Source organism: Paenibacillus sp. MY03 (assembly GCF_002165585.1).
Taxonomy (GTDB): Bacteria; Bacillota; Bacilli; order Paenibacillales; family Paenibacillaceae; genus Pristimantibacillus; species Pristimantibacillus agaridevorans.
In genome coordinates this window covers 332,073-349,690 of sequence record NZ_MXQD01000004.1, presented here as the reverse complement: position 1 = coordinate 349,690, position 17,618 = coordinate 332,073, and the positions used below count along the sequence as shown (strand labels likewise).

Genomic DNA, 17,618 nt, shown 5'->3' with positions numbered 1-17,618 from the left:
GCAATAGCCAAGTTTATTTTGGAGATGATAGGTTTAATAAGTCGCCTATTTGTAACTGTTTTCATGCGGTACTGTTGTAGTAGGCCATCCGGCCGGACAAGATAGACATATTCAAGGGAGGAAATGACGAAAATGGGGAACTTGAAAAAGAGAATGCTTCCGATGACCGCGGTTGTGCTTGCGACTTCGCTCGTGCTTGGAGCATGCGGCAAATCCGAGGGAAATGAAAGCGCTAGCGGATCCGAAAAGCCGGTGGAGCTGATCTGGTACACGATCGGAACGCCGCAGAAGGACGTTAACCGCGTCATGGAGGAAGTTAGCAAATATACGGCGGAGAAAATCGGCGTAACCGTAAAGATGAACATGATCGACTGGGGCGACTACACCCAGAAGCTGCAAGTCATGACGGCATCGGGCGAGCCGATGGACATTATGTTCACGTCCTCGTGGGCGTTCGATTACGTGCAGAATGCGCGTAAAGGCGCGTTCCTGGAAATCGGCAGCCTGCTCGACGAATACGGCAAAGGCATCAAAGACACGCTGGACCCGGCCTTCCTCGAAGGCTCCAAGGTCGACGGAAAAAACTACGGCATCCCGGCCAACAAGGAACTTCCGGCGCAGGAAGTTTGGCGCTTCAACAAAAACCTGCTCGACAAATACAATCTGAGCATGGACGGCGTGTATACGCTCGAGAGCCTCGAGCCTCTTCTGCAAACGATCAAGGACAACGAGCCGGGCACGGCGGCGCTCGCGGTGGACAAAAACTACAAGCCTTACGTGCCGTACGACTTTATCATCGAGAACATGCCGTTCGCGGTGAAACTCGACACGACCGACTACAAAGTCATCAACATTTTGGAAACGCCGGAGATGAAGCAAGCTCTGACAACGATGCACAAGTACTACAATGCCGGCTTTATTCCGACGGAAGCCGCTACGCTGGATTCCCTGACGGATATGCAAACGACGGGCAAATGGTTCTCGGACAAAGCGACGACGCAGCCTTTCGCCGACAATCTCTGGTCGCAAAGCTACGGTTATCCGGTCGTTTCCACGCCTCAGAGCGAATCGCTGATCTACAACTGGTCGGTTATGGGCTCCATGCAGGCGATCTCCGCCAACTCCGAATACCCGGAGAAAGCGATGGAGTTCCTGAACCTGCTCAATACCGATCCCGTTCTTCGCAACATGGTGGATTCCGGCATCGAAGGCGTTCACTTCAAAAAAACAGGCGACAACGTGATGGAGAACCTGGACGAGTCCAAAAACTACGACATGCCGACGTTCTCTCTTGGCAACGTCATGCTGACTTACCTGAACCCTACCGATCCTGAAAACAAATGGGAAGAGTTCAAAACCTTTAACGAACAAGGCAAGGAAGCTCCGTTGCTCGGCTTCAACTTCGATCCTTCTAAAGTAACAACCGAGCTGGCGGCAGTATCCAACGTCAAGGAAGAATATTGGTCCGCTCTTATGACGGGCACCGTAAATCCGGACGTACAACTGACGAAAGCGATAGAGAAATTTAAAGCTGCGGGCTTGGATACCGTCCTGGCCGAAATTCAGCGTCAAGTCGACGAGTGGAAAGCGACTCGATAATTCGCATAACGAAAAAAGAAAGGACGGATGGCAGCATTCGTCCTTCTTTCCGCGTCGGGCGGAGCACATTATGGATGACAAGGAGTGAGTGGACATGGGAGCTATCGGACGCTTCTTCAAGGATTTGAACCGCAACAAGGCCATGCTGCTGATGGTGCTGCCGGCATCGCTCTGGTTTCTGTTTTTTTCGTATTTGCCCATGGCGGGACTCGTCATCGCCTTTAAGCAGTACCGAGTAAGCCGCGACGGCTTCTGGGCGAGCATCGTAAACAGCGACTGGGTAGGTTTTACCAATTTTAAATTTTTGTTCAGCACGAACGACGCTTACATCATTACGAGAAATACGGTGCTGTACAACGTCTTCTTTATCGTGGTCGGATTGATCCTGTCGGTCGGTCTCGCGATCGTCTTGTCGGAAATCGCGAACAAACGGCTGGCGAAAGTGTATCAAACGGGCATGTTTCTGCCTTATTTCCTGTCGTGGATCATCGTCGGTTACTTTGTGTTCAGCTTCCTGAGCCTCGACCGCGGCGTGTTGAACCAAGTGCTGGCGAACTTCGGAGTCGACCCCATCAACTGGTATTCCGATCCGACCTGGTGGCCGGTCATACTTGTCGTGGTGTTCCTGTGGAAAGCGGTCGGCTACAACAGCGTCGTTTACCTGGCCGCAATTATGGGCATCGACCGGTCGCTCTACGAAGCGGCGATGATCGACGGCGCGAACAAGTGGCAGCAGATACGCAACGTCACCATACCGATGCTTAAGCCGCTGATCATTATTTTGACTTTGCTAGCCATAGGCAAAATCTTCTACGCAGACTTTGGCTTGTTCTACCAAGTGCCTCGCGATTCCGGACCGCTGTATTCCGTGACCAACGTTATCGACACTTACGTCTATCGCGGCCTCAAGGCAACCGGGGAGATCGGCATGAGCACGGCGGCGGGACTTTACCAATCGCTGATCGGCTTTATACTCGTCGTTACATCCAACGCCATCGTACGCCGATTCGACAAGGACAACGCCTTATTCTAAGGGAGAGGAGCAATCGCCGTGATTAAAACCAACAAGAAACCCCGCGACTTCACAAGACTGTCGACAGGGTGGAATATCATCTTCAACTTCATCGCGGGAATCGTTGCTTTCTTGTGCGTATTCCCGTTCCTGTTCGTTACCATCATCTCTTTTACGGATGAAAGCACGCTGGCCATGAACGGCTACAGCGTGTTCCCGGAAAAACTCAGCCTGGAAGCCTACAAATACGTCTTTCAGACCGGCGACCAGTTACTGCGTTCCTATGGCGTCACGATTCTTGTAACCGTCCTGGGCACGCTGATCAGTTTGGTCATTACGACTTTGTTCGCGTATGCGATCTCGCGCAAGTCGTTTAAATATCGCAATTTCTTCGCGTTCTACGCTTTCTTCACGATGCTGTTCAACGGCGGTCTCGTGCCGACTTACATCGTGGCGACGCAGCTGCTGGGCCTCAAAAACTCCATCTGGGCGCTTGTGATGCCGCTGCTCGTCAACGCCTTCTACATCATGATCATGCGAACGTTCTTCGCGACGATGGTGCCCGGAGCCATTATCGAATCCGGCAAAATCGACGGCGCCGGCGAGTTCGGCATTTTCGCCCGGCTCGTACTTCCGCTGTCGCTTCCCGGCATCGCTACGATCGCGCTGTTTAATACGCTGGGCTACTGGAACGACTGGTTCAACGCGCTTCTGTATATCGACGATCCCAATTTAGTGCCGCTGCAGTCGATGCTGATGCGGATCGAGAACAGCATGCAATTTATTTTGCAGAACTCGCAGAACGCCTCCATCAACATGGGCATTCTGCAGGACATGCCGCAGGATACGTCGCGGATGGCGATGGTCGTGCTGGCCACGGGTCCTATCGTATTTGCGTATCCGTTCTTCCAACGTTACTTCATCCAAGGCCTGACCATCGGCGCTGTAAAGGAGTAAGACGGAGCGGCCGAAAACTCTATTAGAGGTTGTTCAAAAAGCCCGCTTCCCATTACGAAGTAATCCAAGAAGCATACTCGACGTCGAATATTGAATTCAGCCGAACCTTCCGGTGCTCACGTAGCTTCCACTACGCTCCGCTCCTCAGGTTCTAGCTTCATCCAATCTTCTCGGTACTGATAACCGAACTTTTTGAACACGCACTATTAGCGAATCATAACGACAATTGGAGGATTACGTAGACATGGAACAATTCCGACTTCCAAAAATAAACATGCCGCATCTTCCGCTTCCCGCGGCGGTGCAAGAGGTGCTGGACGAAGCGCGCGAGAAGCTGGCGCATCGCCCGAAGCTGCTGAAGCAATTTCTTAATTGTTTCCCGAATACGCTGGAAACGACGACGAAGCTGCTGGACGACGGCACGACATTCGTCATTACCGGCGATATCCCGGCGTGCTGGTTGCGCGACTCCGTCGAGCAGGTTATCCATTACGTGCCGCTCGCGGCCAACGATCCGGAGCTTCAACGCATTATCGGCGGCCTCATCAAACGGCATGCGCAATACATCGCAGTCGATCCTTACGCCAACGCGTTCAACGAAACGGCGAACGACTGGCATTGGAACGCGACGGATGTCACGGACATGGGGCCATGGGTGTGGGAGCGCAAGTTCGAGCTGGATTCCGCCTGCTTTACGATCCGTCTTGCGTTCGAATATTGGAAGGCGACGGGGCTGACCGACATTTTCGACAGCGGGTTCAAAGCGATGCTCCGCTCGATTTTGGCCATGTGGAAGACGGAGCAGCGCCATGCGGAGCTTTCGCCGTACCGCTTCACCCGCAACAACGGCATTCCGACGGATTCGCTTCGTGGCGACGGCTTGGGCATGCCGGTCAATTACACGGGCATGATCTGGTCGGGCTTCCGCTCCAGCGACGATGCCTGCGACTTCCATTACAACGTGCCGGCCAACATGTTCGCGGTCGTGGCGCTGCGCCAGATGCAGGAATTCGCGGAATGGGTATTCCGCGACATGGACCTGCTCGCGGAGCTCAAGAAGATGGAAGAGGACGTCGCGCACGGCATTACGTTATACGGCATCTACCGCCATCCGGAATTCGGGCCGATCTACGCTTACGAGACGGACGGATTCGGCAACTACTGCCTCATGGACGACGCGGGCACGCCGGGTTTGATGTCGATCCCGTATTTGGGCTACGTGTCTGCCGATGATCCCATCTACCAGAACACGCGCAGATTCGCGCTGAGCAAGGAGAATCCGTTCTACTTCGAAGGCAAGGCGGCGAAAGGAATCGGAAGCCCGCATACGCCGGACGGCTACATCTGGCATATGGCGTTGTCCATGCAAGGTCTAACGGCCGGGACGGCCGAAGAGAAGCTGGCGATGATCGACCTGCTGGAATCGACGGACGCGGACACGGGCTTTATGCACGAAGGATTCCACTCCGACGATCCTTCCGTCTTTACTCGGAGCTGGTTCGCCTGGTCCAACAGCCTGTTCTCCCAGCTCGTCTACAAGGCGATGAAAGAGGGATTGTTATGACCGACGTCATCATCTTATGCGATCCGTCTTTCCCGTCCGCGGGAAGCGTGCCGTCGCCGGAAGCACGTGCCCTACTTTCCAGGGCAAGCAAAATCGTCTCCGCCGGCGAATTGGCCGAGGCGCTGCGCGAGGCGCGGCCCGGGGCGTTCGTCAATCTGCATGCGCCTTTTTTCCCGAAAGATGCCTGGGGAGCAATCGCGGCGTTCCTTAAGCGGGGAGGCGGCTTGATCTCCGCCGGGGGAGCTCCCTTTAAGAAGCCGGTCCGCCGCAATGACGGCGGGGAGTGGGTCGCCGAAACGGAACAGACCGCGTACCATCAGGAGCTCGGCATTCACGAGGCTCTGCGCGTGGCTCCCGCTTCCGTCGAATCCCTGGTTCCTTCGGAGGATATTCCTCTGTTGGCGGGCAGCGAAGATTTATTCGACGCCAAAGCGGATACTTGGAACCTGGTGCCCCATGTGACGAAGAGCAGCGACCTGCCGCATCAGATGGGCTCCGCGGGACCGATGGACGCCCGGATCTATCCACTTCTTGCAGGCACGAGCGCCGATGGCCGCCGCCGTACCGCGCCGGTCGTCCTGTGGGAGCGTCTGCTCGGCGATTACGCCGGCGGCCGCTGGCTGTTCGTCGGCCAGCCGCTGGGCGAAGCTTTCTGGAGCGGCGGCGGAACGGAAGCGCTGGCGAGTTGGATCGCTTTCGTCGCGACCGGCGTGACGGAATGGTGGCTCAAGCCGGATTACGCCAGCTACGAGCCCGGCGAACGACCGCTTCTGACGCTGCAGGCGCAGCGTCTCGGCAAGGGACCGGCGTCGCCTTCCGGCACGTGGAACGTGGCGATCGCCGTCTGGCGCATCGGCAAGGACGGCAACGGCGAGACGCTCTGGGAAGGAACGGCATCGCTCGACGTGAGCGAACACTTCAAGCCGATCCGCCTATCCTTGCCGATCGAGATCGTCGCGGGTTATTACAGCGTAAGCGCGGTCGCGATATCGGCCGGCGGCGAACGCCGTTCGCTGCGACAGGGCTTCTGGGGTTTTGATAAGGAACTGCTGGCGGAGGGTTCGCCTGTGACGGCGGGACGCGACTATTTCCAGCAGGACGGAAGACCTCTCCCTGTCGTGGGCATGACTTACATGACAAGCGACGTCGCCCGCAAATTTCTGACGCTGCCGAACGCCGCCGTCTGGGATCGGGACATGGCGCAGATGCGCGCCGCGGGCATCAATTGGATCCGCACGGGCATCTGGACAGCCTATCGCAATATTATGGAGGTCGACGGACACGCGTCGGAAGCGGCGCTTCGCGCCATCGACGCGTTCCTGATGACGGCCAAGCGCCACGGCCTCCAGGTGACGTTCACGTTTTTCTCCTTCACCCCGGAGACCTGGGAAGGGCTGAACCCTTACCTGGATCCCCGCAGCGTGGAGGCCCAGAAGCGGTTCGTCCGCTCCATCGTCGGCCGTCATAAGGATACGGTAGGCGTGGACTGGGATCTCATCAACGAACCTTCCATGTTCGACCCGCCGCGCATCTTCTCGGACGGCCCGCGTTCCGCACGCGACCCGTTCGAGCGGGAAGCCTACTCCGTCTGGCTGCGGGAGCGGCATGGAACCATCGAAGCGCTGCAAGAGCGCTGGAACATGACGCCGGGCCAGCTGCCGTCGTTCGAAGCCGCGGCTCCTCCGGAGCCGGAGGAGATCAACTTCGACGTGCAGGACATGCACAAGGCCAAGAAAGGCGGCAAATGGCTGGATTACGTCCTGTTCTCCATGGATATGCATAATGTATGGGCGAGCCAGCTGTACGAAGCGATCAAGGAAGTTTGTCCGGACCATATGGTGACGGTCGGCCAGGACGAGGCGCTCGGCGCGCAGCGGCCGTCGCCGTTTTTCTACGAGGACGCCGCGGATTACACGACCGTGCATTCGTGGTGGCTGAACGACCATCTGCTATGGGACGGGGTGTTCGCCAAGACGGCGAACAAGCCGAATCTGGTCCAGGAGACGGGCATCATGTACGTGGAGACGCCGGACGGCCGGGCGAAACGTTCGGAGGAGGAGCTGCGGTCGATTTTGGAGCGCAAATACGCTTACGCGTTCGCTGCTGGCGGAGCCGGCGCGATCCAGTGGATCTGGAATACGAACTTCTACATGGACAACGCGAACGAGTCGCATATCGGCGCCTTGCGGGCGGACGGCACGGAGAAGCCGGAAGCGGACGTATCCTACGATTTCGGACGTTTCATGGAGGGAATCCGCGATCTGTTCGTCGAGAGGGAAGCGGAGGAGATCGCCGTCGTGTTCCCGTATTCCAACGACTTCTCCAACCGGAAGCTGGCGTTCGACGCCACGACCAAGGCGGCGCGCGTGCTGGGCTACCGGTTAAACGCACCGTTCCGCGGAGTGGGCGAATACCGACTCGACGACTTGCGGATGCGCCCGGCCAAGCTCATCATCGTGCCGAGCCCGCATAACTTCGACGACGATGCTTTCGACTCCCTCGTCGCGATCGCGGCGGATACGGGGGCGACGCTGCTCTGGACGGGACCGATCGGCCTCGATCCGTATTGGCGCCAGGCGAAGCGGCTGCCGGAATTGCTCGGCGAGCTGCGCCACGAGAATATTCGTCGGGAAGAACGGCTCTGGCTGAACGAGACGGCGGGCAGCGGCTTAGACGCGGTATCGCCGGTCGAGCTGTCCTTCGGAGCCCGTCGAATCGCCGAAACGTTGAAAGAAACAATCTTGCGCGAGGACGGCCCGGCCGATGGAGATCGACTCGTTGAAGCGGCGATCGGAGCAGGAACCTTGCTCTGGAGTCCCATCCCGGTGGAGCTGAACGAGCGCTCCGAATCGGTGGAGCGGCTGTACCGGCACGCGATGGAGAAAGCCGGCGTATCGGAGGACCTGATCTGGCTGGAGAGCGGTGAGCTGCCCGGCGTTTACGGACGCAAGCTGCGGTTCGGAGGCGGAACGCTGTTTACGTTCGTCTCGGAATGCGGATTCGACGCGAAGATTGCCGTGAAGGATCCCGCTAACGGAACCGTCTATTCCTTCGAGCTTCCCCGCGAACGGTCCGTCTTGTTCGCGGCGGACGGAAACGGGGATTTGCTGGCGACTTACCGGGCAAATGAAATGAAGATCTCGACTGAACGATAGATGAACGATTGAATTGAGAAGGAGGGCGGACAGCATGACCAACCGCACGACGGCGCACATCATCTCGCATACCCACTGGGATCGGGAATGGTATCTGCCCTACGAGAAACATCATGCCCGGCTAATCGCGCTGATGGACACCCTGTTGGATACGATGGCTGCCGATCCGGAATACAAGAGCTTTTTCCTGGACGGTCAGACGATTATCATGGAAGACTACCTGCAAGTAAGGCCGGAGCGGAGAGGGGAACTGGAAGCTCTGATCGCCGCGGGCCGCATCGGCATTGGGCCTTGGTACATTTTGCAGGACGCGTTCCTGACCAGCTCCGAAGCCAACGTGCGCAACATGCAGATCGGACATCGGGACGCGAAGCCTTACGGCACGATCGCCAAGGTAGGGTACTTCCCCGATACGTTCGGCATCGTGGGGCAAGCGCCTCAGCTCATGAAGCAGTCCGGCATCGACAACGCCCTGTTCGGACGCGGCGTCAAGCCGACCGGCTTCAATAATCAAGTGGCGGATTCCGAATACGAATCGTCGTTCTCGGAGCTGATCTGGGAAGGTCCGGACGGCTCCCGCGTGCTGGGCATTCTGTTCGCGAATTGGTACAGCAACGGCAACGAGGTGCCCGTGGACGAGGAGGAAGCTCGCGATTACTGGACGCGCAAGCTGGACGACGCTAGGCGCTACGCCTCCACGGGCGAGCTGCTCTACATGAACGGCTGCGACCATCAGCCCATCCAGACGGATCTGCCTTCCGCGATCCGGAAGGCCAAGGATCTTTATCCGGATATCGACTTCGTGCATTCCAACTTCGAGGATTACCTGGCCGCGGTCCGTTCATCGCTTTCGGGCGACCTGTCGGTCGTTCGCGGCGAGCTGCGCAGCCAGCGCACGGACGGCTGGTCGACGCTTGTAAACACGGCTTCCGCTCGCGTCTATCTGAAGCAGATGAATCAGCGCGGGCAAGCGATCCTGGAACGGACGGCGGAACCGCTCGCGGCCATGGCGCATCTGCTCGGCACGCCGTATCCGCATCATCTGTTCGTGTACGCCTGGAAGACGCTCATGCAGAACCATCCGCATGACAGCATCTGCGGCTGCAGCGTCGACGAGGTGCACCGCGAGATGGTGACCCGCTTCGACAAGAGCCGCCACATGGCGGAATCCATCGTCCAAGACAGCTTGGCAACCATCGTGAGCGGGATCGACACGAGCCGGTTCGCGGACTTCGGCGACGATGCTCTGCCGTTCGCGGTCTTCAACACAAGCGGCTGGGAACGCTCCGGCGTCGTAACCGTGGAGCTAGACGTCAGCCGCCTGTACTTCCGCGACGGCGTGCCGCTTCCGGAGATGAACCGGCGCATGGAGGCGATCAGCCTGGAGGGCCGCGCGCTCGTGAACGAGCTCGGCCAGCCGGTGGCTTGCGAGTTGGAGGATCTGGGGCTGCAGTTCGGCTACGATCTGCCGGACGACAAGTTCCGCCAGCCGTACATGGCCCGCAAGGTGAAGCTGACGTTTCGGGCTTCTGGCGTTCCCGCGCTCGGATGGCGTTCCTACGCCTGGGTACGTGAGACTGTGTCCGGGGCCGGCGAGTCCAAGCCGGACTTCTCCATTCTGCAAGGGGAGCGCGCCCTCGATAACGGCTTGCTGCGCGTCGAGCTTGCCGAAGACGGCAGCATGACGCTCTTCGACGCCGCAAGCGGCAGAACGTACCGCGACCTGCTCGTGTTCGAGGATGCCGGCGACATCGGCAACGAATATATGTTCAGGCAGCCGGAAGGCGAGTCTGCGATTCTGACGAAAGGCAAACCCGCCGTCATCTCCGTCGAGGAGAACAACGCATTCCGCGTGTCCTTGTCGATCGTGCACGAGCTGGACATTCCGGCTTGCGGCGACGACCTGTTCGAGAAGGAGAAGCGGGAAGCCGTGTATTTCCCCGATCGCCTTGGGGGAAGAACGAAGGAACGCACGGTCAAGCTTGTCATCCGCGCTCTCGTGACGCTGGAGCGGGACAGCCGCGAAGTCGGCATCCAGGTGAGCTTCAACAACGAAGCCAAGGATCACCGCGTTCGCGCGTTGTTCCCGACGGATATCGGGGCTTCCCATCACTACGCGGATTCCGTGTTCGAAGCCGCGAAGCGGGACAACGAGCCGGCCGCCGAGTGGAGGAACCCGAGCAACTGCCAGCATCAGCAGGCATTCGTGGACGTGAGCGGGGAAGCGGCGGGACTTGTCGTGTCCAACCTGGGTTTAAGCGAATACGAGCTGCTGCGCGACGGTCGCAACACGATCGCGGTCACGCTGCTGCGCGCCGTCGGCGAGCTTGGCGATTGGGGCGTCTTCCCGACGCCGGAAGCCCAATGTCTCGGCGAGCATTCCTTCGCCATGTCGCTGCTGCCTCATGACGGCGAGAGCGGCCGCTTCCAGGCTTACGCAAAAGCGTACCAGGCTCAGACGGAGTGGCAAAGCGCGCAGACCGGCGTTCACGGCGGCAAGCTGGAGCCGGCGGCGTCCCCGCTGAATTGGACGGGCGAAGCGCTCGCGTTCTCGTCGATGAAGATCGCCGAGGAATCCGGCGATCTCATGCTTCGCTGGTTTAACATGGGCGGGGAGCCCGAAGCACTGCGGTTGCGGCTGCCCGAGGGAGCCGCGCAAACCTATGTTAGCGATATTCTGGAACGGCATACGGATGAGGTTGCGGTTCCCGTCGAACAAGGCGACAACGTCGTGCTAAACGTACGGCCTTTCGAAATCTTAACGGTTGGCTGTCGCGTATGACAACGTACTGAGAGCGGAAGACATCATTATTGAATCCTTTCCAGAATAAGAGAAGCGAGTCCAGCCATACAGGCGGGCTCGCTTTATTTGTTTTATAGGAAATTATGCAACTCCCAGACTTGTGAAAAATCTAACAGCGATGATGCCAATAAGGTCGTGTATGTCCGATAGACACTAAGTAACTGGACGTTTTGTGTTTTGAGCGCTTAATCAAGCATTTGGAATTCCCCCGGCGGCGTGCCGTAGTGTTGCTTGAACACGTAAGAGAAATGTTTGACGCTGAGGTAGCCGACCTTTTCGGCGACGTCGTACACCTTCTCCGGCGGTTTGGCCCGGAGCAGCTGCGCGGCGCGTTCCATGCGGACGCGAGTCAAATATTTGATATACGATTCCCCGGTGTTCTGATGGAAGAGGCTGCTGAGGTAGCCCGGCGACATGCCCATCTTGTCCGCGATTAGCGAAAGACTGATCGGCTCGGCATAATGCGCCTGAATATACTCCTTCATTTTGGTGACGGTCTCGTGCTGCTCATGTTCGCCGCGGCCGTCGGCCTGCGCGAGAAGCCGGTGCTCATCCGCGAAATGTCGACCTTTCATGGCGGCTCCAGCCGAGCGATACGAGGCGCCAAGCTGGAGCGCGTCCAGCTCCGCCGAGCCGGCCGCGCCCCACAGGCCAAGGCCGGTCATGCTTAAGACGGCCTGTGCGAGCCGGGCGTACAGATCGGCGCAGCGCCGGGCGACATCGTCGCCGTTGTCGCCCGGTACAAGCAGGGCGGTTCGTTGTTGATGATCCGCAAAGAGGACGACGCCCGCATCGTCTTCGGTCAGCTCCGCCGCAGTCTGGTGGACGATGTAGCGGAACAAGGCCTGGTCGCTCGGCGTAATGCCGCGCTCCAGCAGCTGGCCTTCGTCCAGATCGACCAGCAGGACGGCGCCTTCCGCTTCCAGCAGATTGATCTTGAGCCGGTACAGGAGGGGGTGGAGCACTTTGAGCTCCATGTGATTGTCCGTCACGACGGCATGCAGGAAGTTGCGGGCGACTTGCTCCCGGGATTGTTCGGATAAGGCGTGGGAGGCGGCCAGCTCCGCTCGTTCCGCATCCAGCTCGGCCGCCATCCGGTCGAGCACGGCGATCAGCTCTTCGTTCACAAGCGGCTTCAGCATATATTCGTTCACCCCGTAACGCATCGCTTCCTTGGCAAGCGCGAACTCGTCGTAGCCGGACAAAATAACCATTCGCGCCTTCACGGGTCTGCCCGACAGCTCCTTGGCCAGCTCGATGCCGCTCATGACCGGCATTTTGATATCGGTGACGATAAGGTCGAACGTTTCCCCTCGTTCCATCAACTCCAGCGCTTCCTGCCCGTCTCCGGCTTCGCCGGCGCAGACCCACGCTTGATGCAGCCCGCCTATCTTGTTTTTTATATACTCCCTCGTCATCGGCTCGTCGTCGACGATCAGCAATTTGTACATGGCGGCTCAGCTCTCTTTCGTATCCGGGTATGGAATCGCGAGCGTTACGGTTGTGCCCGGTCCCGGCGCGCTTTTGACAAACAATCCGTAATCGCCGCCGTATTTGACCTTTATCCGTTTGTTCACATTCACGAGCCCGATGCCGGTACGGGGGCGATCGGCGTCACCCGCATCCTCCATCCGCTCGATCTTCCGTCTCAGCAACGCAATCGTATCCGCGTCCATGCCGGGCCCGTCGTCGCGCACCTCGAGCAGCAGTCTGCCCGGCTCCATCGCCGACGACACCGCGATCGTCGTCGGGTCCTTACGCCGCTCGCAGGCGTGGACGACCGCGTTCTCGACGATCGGCTGCAGCAGGAGCGCAGGGACGGGATGGTCGAACAGGGCGGGATCGATATCGATCGTGTAGATTAACCGCCCCTCGTACCTGCTGCTCTGAATGCCGAGATAAGCATGCAGCAGCTCGACTTCCTTGCGCAGCGGCATCTCCTTGTCCCATAATGACATCCCGCGCAAAATGCTGCTCAGCGCATTAATATGTTCGATCGCCTTCTCCTGTTTGCCGGATTGCATGGACAGGCTGATCAGGTTCAGGGTATTGAATATAAAATGCGGCCGGATCTGGTTGAACAGCGCGTTAATTTGCGCTTCCTGCTGCAGCAGCTTCGATTCGTACACTTCCTTCACCAGCTCCGTATTCTCCCGCAGCATTATGCCGATCCGACCGACTAACCGATTGAACGCCGCCGCGAGATAACCCATCTCGTCCCGCCGGTCGCTCTGGAAGGTGACGTCGGTTCGTCCCAACTCCACCTCCTTCATCAGCTTGACGATCGACAGCAGCGGTTTCAGGAAATGCCGGGTCAAGACGATCAGCGCAACCATGGCGATCAGCGCGGCTCCGACGGAGAACAGCAGCGCCCGGTTGCGGGTTGCGATCGCTTCGCGGTTCATCTCCGAGACGGAGCTGACGGCGACGATCGTCCAGCCGATGCGCGGCACGGCAGCTTTGTTAAGCAGATAGCCGCCCGAGATGGAGGCCGGCGAAGCCAGCGCGGACAATGCCGTATCCTTGTGTTCGTCGGCGGACGAATAAACAAATTCGTTGCCGGCATCCAGAATATAAAGTCCGCCTCCGGCTCCCATCCCCGCTTTCTCCAAAATATCGATAATGCCGCTATAATCGGCGTCCGCTTTAATAACGCCCAGTATAACCTGCGTATTGCTGATGCTGCGAAGCTGCTTGACGACGGAGAAGGTGCGCACCTTGCCGCCGCTCTCGCCCGCGGCGCTACCGCTGTCCGGCACAAAGATGTATTCCCGGCTGGAGAGCGCTTGTTTGTACCAATCGTATTCCTTCATTTTCTCGTCCGGCACGAGCTTGGTCGGCAAGCGGGCGCTGGAGTAGATTTCGTCCGTAACGATGGAGACGCGCACGATATCCCCGCGGGGGAAAATCATGATTTCGTCCAGATAATTTTCGATCAGCCGCCGCTTCTCGAGCTGCTCCAGCTCGGTGCCGCCGGGCGGCGCCTCAAGAGCTTCCATAATGCCTTCGTTCCGGTAAGGATACAGCGTCAGCCGGTACAAGTCGTCGAGATACGTATCGATATTAAGCGTCACCTGGTCCAAAATTTGCTGAACCTTCTCGGAGGATTGCCGTTGAAAGTCGCGCGTATAACGTGTATAAGACAGATAGGATTCAAAAAAAACGGAGCTGAGGAGCAGCAGGCCGGTCATGGCGAGCAGCTTCGTCTTAATGCTCCATTCGCGATAACTTCGGATCGGGACAATGGATTTCATGGCGCTCCTCCTCTTTTTCTCCATTGTATAGACGATCGCGGCGCCTTGGAAGACGATCTGAAAAAACCGTACCGCAATCTTATTTTTCAGGTATTCCAACAAGCATCTCACACCGTTTAAGCTTAACGTGCAGCACAAAATCGATCCTCGGGGGAGGAAACACAGTGATTTTACGTAAAAAAACGAGTTGGTTCATTAGCGTCATCCTGATCTTGACCCTTGCCGCTGCCTGCAGTTCCGGCAACGGCGGCAACCAGGGAAGCGCCTCTACGGCGCAACCTTCGCCAAGCGCCTCGGCGACAGAGAAGCCGCAGGAGAAGGTTACGCTGAAGTTTTTTACGGGCAAGGTGGAGACGGTGGATCTCATCAATGAACTGATCGCGAAGTTCGAAGCCGACAATCCGAACATCAAGGTCGAGCAGGAATATCAGAAGGATGCGAGCAATGTCATTAAAGTCAAGTTCGCCTCCGGCGACATTCCAGACATTACGACCGTCTACGCGCAGGATTATGTCGATCAGGGCAAATATCTCGATCTCTCGAACGAGCCGTTCTGGTCCCGCGTCCTGCCGGCGATCAAGGAACTGAATACCGACATCAAGTCGGGCAAACAGTATCGCGTCGCGACGAATGTGACGATGGCCGGCATCTTCTACAACAAGAAGGTGTTCGAGGAGTTGGGCCTGAAGGAAGCCCATACGTGGGCGGAGTTCAAAAGCAATCTGCAGACGATCAAGGACAAGAAACCCGACATGACGCCGATGTTCCTGGCCGGCAAAGATTCGTGGACGCTCGGCCATCTGATCGAATTTATGGCGCATGGCGTCATCAAGCAGAAGTACGGCGTGGCGGACGCCCGCGCGGCATTTATCAACAACGAAGCGGATAAATTGCAATTCGACGCGCAGGGCGGAGGCATCGAGGCGTTCGCCGGCAGGCTGATGGAGCTGAAGGAAGCGGGTCTCATGAACGACGACGCCCTCACGGCGACCTACGACAACCAGAAGGAAGCGTTCGTCACCGGCAAGTCCGCGCTGTTTAGCCAAGGTATGTGGGTGCTTGGCGATCTGCTGGCGCTGAACCCGGACATCGCGGGCGATATCGGCTTCTCGCCGTTCCCGGCTATCGTCGACGGCACGCAGCCGGTGACGCTGTCGGCGGAGGATTCCGTCTACGCGATCGCGGCGGAGTCGAAACATCCGGAAGAAGCGAAGAAGTTTCTGGAGTTTCTGTTCCAGCCGGACAATCTGAAAGCTTACAGCGAATTTCTGAAATCGCCTCCTGCGTTCACGGACGTCAGCGCGGATTGGGGACCGCTCAAAGACCAGGCGGCAGCCGCGCTGCAAGCTGGAGTCAACATCGCGTTTACCGACACGCCGTCTGGTTTCTCCGGCGACGATGCGGGGCGCATGGTGCAGGAGCTGCTGGCTAGCAAATACAAAACATCCGTCGACTTCGCTTCCGCTTACAAAGAAGCGTGGGACAAAGCGTGGAACGCAACGAATAAATAAAGTCCGAACGGCGGGAGAGAGAAACCATGCGCATCATGTTCCGAAAAATAAACGGAAACCTGCATCACTTTATGGCGGTTCCGGCGATCCTGCTGTTCGGTTTGTTTTTCCTCTATCCGCTTATGCAGGGGATCGGGATCAGCCTGACGGATTCCAACGGCATGACGGAACCGAACTTCGTCGGATTTCAAAACTTCTTCGACTTCTTCCGGGACGACCGGGCGCGGAACGACGTCATGATTACGGTCTGGTTCGCGCTAGGCAGCGCGCCGCTGCTCAATCTGTTCGGCTTGCTGTACGCGCTGTTCCTGGACAGGAAGCTGGCAGGCAGGGGGATCGTCCGCGCGGCGGTCTACCTGCCGGCCGTTATCAGCCCGCTCATTATGGGCTACATCTGGTATTTCATCCTGCAACCGGAGCGGGGGTATCTCGCTCACGTGCTGCAAGGAATCGGACTTGGTTCCCTTGACGTGAATTGGCTGGGCGAAAGCTCCTCGGCGCTTATCGTGCTCATCGTCGTCAACGTCTGGCAATACGTCGGGATGACGATGATCGTCTACCTGGCCGGCTTGCAAGGGATTCCGGCGGATATGTACGAAGCCGCGCGGATGGACGGGGCGGGGAGATGGGCGGCGCTTCGTTATGTGACGCTGCCGCTGCTGTACCCGTCGATCAAGATCAACGTCGTAACGAACATCATCGGCTCGCTGTCGGTGTTCGAGATTATCGTGGCGTTGACGGACGGGGGGCCGGGCTACGCGACGGAGTCGCTCAGCATTTACATTTTGCGCATGCTGTACGGCAGCTTTACGGGTTATTCCACGGCAGTCGCGTTGATCCTGTTCGTCATTATTTTGATCCCCGTCGCGTTGTTCCTTCGATTTACGAGAAAGTCCGAATACGAGCTTTGAGAGGGTACCCGCCATGACAATGAATCGAAAGTTATCGGCCGCGGCCAAATATACGATTGCGGGGATCATGGTGCTGATCGCCCTGATTCCCTTCTACGTCTTGCTTTATCTGTCCATGAACACGCCGTCGGCGACCGTCTTCGGCGGCCTGCTTCTTGTGCCGGACTTTCACCTCGGCAACTTCGCCGACGCGTGGGCTGGATCGAAGCTGGGACGGTCCATGATCAATTCCTTGATCATTACGTTCGGGGCGGTGGCGCTGATCGTCTTCGTCGCCAGCTCCGCCGGTTATTCCATTGCCAGGTTCCGCAGCAGGGGGAATTTGGCGATTTTCAACACGCTGCTCGCTTGCCTTATGATCCCTGCGATCATTATTACGGTGCCGCTGTATACGCTCATGCGATCCATCGGCGGCATCAACACCCACTGGGCGATGATTTTGCTGACGGCGGCGAACGCGCTGCCCTTGTCGGTATTTCTGTATACAAGCTTTATTCGCTCGCTTCCCAAGGAAGTCGAGGAGTCGGCCGTAATGGACGGCTGCACGTACTTTACCGCGTTCTGGCGGGTTACGTTCCATTTTCTCCGACCCGTCACTTCGGCGGTTATTATATTGACCGGGCTTGGCATCTGGAACAACTACGGACAGGCGGTCTTTTTCCTGCAAAGCCAGGAGATGCGCACCGTGCCGCTTGCGGTGTCGATGTTCTTCCAGACGTACGGGGCGAAGTGGAACCTGATGGCGGCCGCGGCCTTGATCGGTCTGGCTCCGGCAGTGCTGGCGTTTCTGGCGTTCCAGCGGTATTTCATTAAGGGCATTACGGCGGGCGCGCTGAAAGGATGAGGTTATAG

General features: G+C 58.0%; 11 protein-coding genes. 9 read left to right on the top strand and 2 right to left on the bottom strand.

The features are described 5' to 3' along the window. Window positions 1-132: 132 nt before the first annotated feature. The 6 genes from B1748_RS04075 (at window position 133) to B1748_RS04050 (ending at window position 11,069) form a co-directional block, all read left to right on the top strand. Complete coding sequence (locus B1748_RS04075) at window positions 133-1,599, top strand: ABC transporter substrate-binding protein (RefSeq protein ID WP_087566581.1); 1,467 nt, start codon at window positions 133-135, stop codon at window positions 1,597-1,599. Between the two features lie 94 nt (window positions 1,600-1,693). Further along, window positions 1,694-2,632: an ABC transporter permease gene (locus tag B1748_RS04070; protein WP_087566580.1), complete on the top strand. Its 939-nt coding sequence runs from the start codon at window positions 1,694-1,696 to the stop codon at window positions 2,630-2,632. An 18-nt stretch (window positions 2,633-2,650) separates the two neighbouring features. Next, window positions 2,651-3,568 (top strand): carbohydrate ABC transporter permease, encoded by a 918-nt coding sequence (locus B1748_RS04065; protein ID WP_246608558.1) that lies wholly within the window; start codon window positions 2,651-2,653, stop codon window positions 3,566-3,568. A gap of 244 nt (window positions 3,569-3,812) precedes the next feature. Further along, complete coding sequence (locus tag B1748_RS04060; RefSeq protein WP_087566579.1) at window positions 3,813-5,132, top strand: glycoside hydrolase family 125 protein; 1,320 nt, start codon at window positions 3,813-3,815, stop codon at window positions 5,130-5,132. Then, window positions 5,129-8,287, top strand: a complete 3,159-nt coding sequence (locus B1748_RS04055) for a beta-galactosidase (RefSeq protein WP_087566578.1) — start codon at window positions 5,129-5,131, stop codon at window positions 8,285-8,287. Before B1748_RS04060 ends, B1748_RS04055 begins: the two co-directional genes overlap by 4 nt. Before the next feature lie 34 nt (window positions 8,288-8,321). Then, window positions 8,322-11,069, top strand: coding sequence for an alpha-mannosidase (locus tag B1748_RS04050; RefSeq protein WP_087566577.1), 2,748 nt, complete (start codon window positions 8,322-8,324; stop codon window positions 11,067-11,069). Window positions 11,070-11,275: 206 nt separating this feature from the next. Here B1748_RS04050 and B1748_RS04045 read toward each other — a convergent pair whose 3' ends face one another. Then, window positions 11,276-12,541 (bottom strand): response regulator, encoded by a 1,266-nt coding sequence (locus B1748_RS04045; protein WP_087566576.1) that lies wholly within the window; start codon window positions 12,539-12,541, stop codon window positions 11,276-11,278. Window positions 12,542-12,547: 6 nt separating this feature from the next. Beyond that, a complete protein-coding gene (locus tag B1748_RS04040; RefSeq protein ID WP_179215368.1) occupies window positions 12,548-14,344 on the bottom strand; it encodes a cache domain-containing sensor histidine kinase in 1,797 nt (598 codons plus the stop codon). Window positions 14,345-14,508: 164 nt separating this feature from the next. Between B1748_RS04040 and B1748_RS04035 the strand changes: the two genes are divergently transcribed. The 3 genes from B1748_RS04035 to B1748_RS04025 are packed head-to-tail and all read left to right on the top strand — an operon-like array spanning window position 14,509 to window position 17,610. After that, a complete protein-coding gene (locus tag B1748_RS04035; protein WP_179215367.1) occupies window positions 14,509-15,855 on the top strand; it encodes an ABC transporter substrate-binding protein in 1,347 nt (448 codons plus the stop codon). 26 nt (window positions 15,856-15,881) lie between these two features. Further along, window positions 15,882-16,766 carry a carbohydrate ABC transporter permease gene (locus B1748_RS04030; RefSeq protein WP_087566573.1) on the top strand — a complete coding sequence of 295 codons (885 nt, stop codon included), beginning with the start codon at window positions 15,882-15,884 and terminating at the stop codon, window positions 16,764-16,766. Window positions 16,767-16,779: 13 nt separating this feature from the next. Beyond that, window positions 16,780-17,610: a carbohydrate ABC transporter permease gene (locus B1748_RS04025; RefSeq protein WP_214628753.1), complete on the top strand. Its 831-nt coding sequence runs from the start codon at window positions 16,780-16,782 to the stop codon at window positions 17,608-17,610. Window positions 17,611-17,618: the final 8 nt, after the last annotated feature.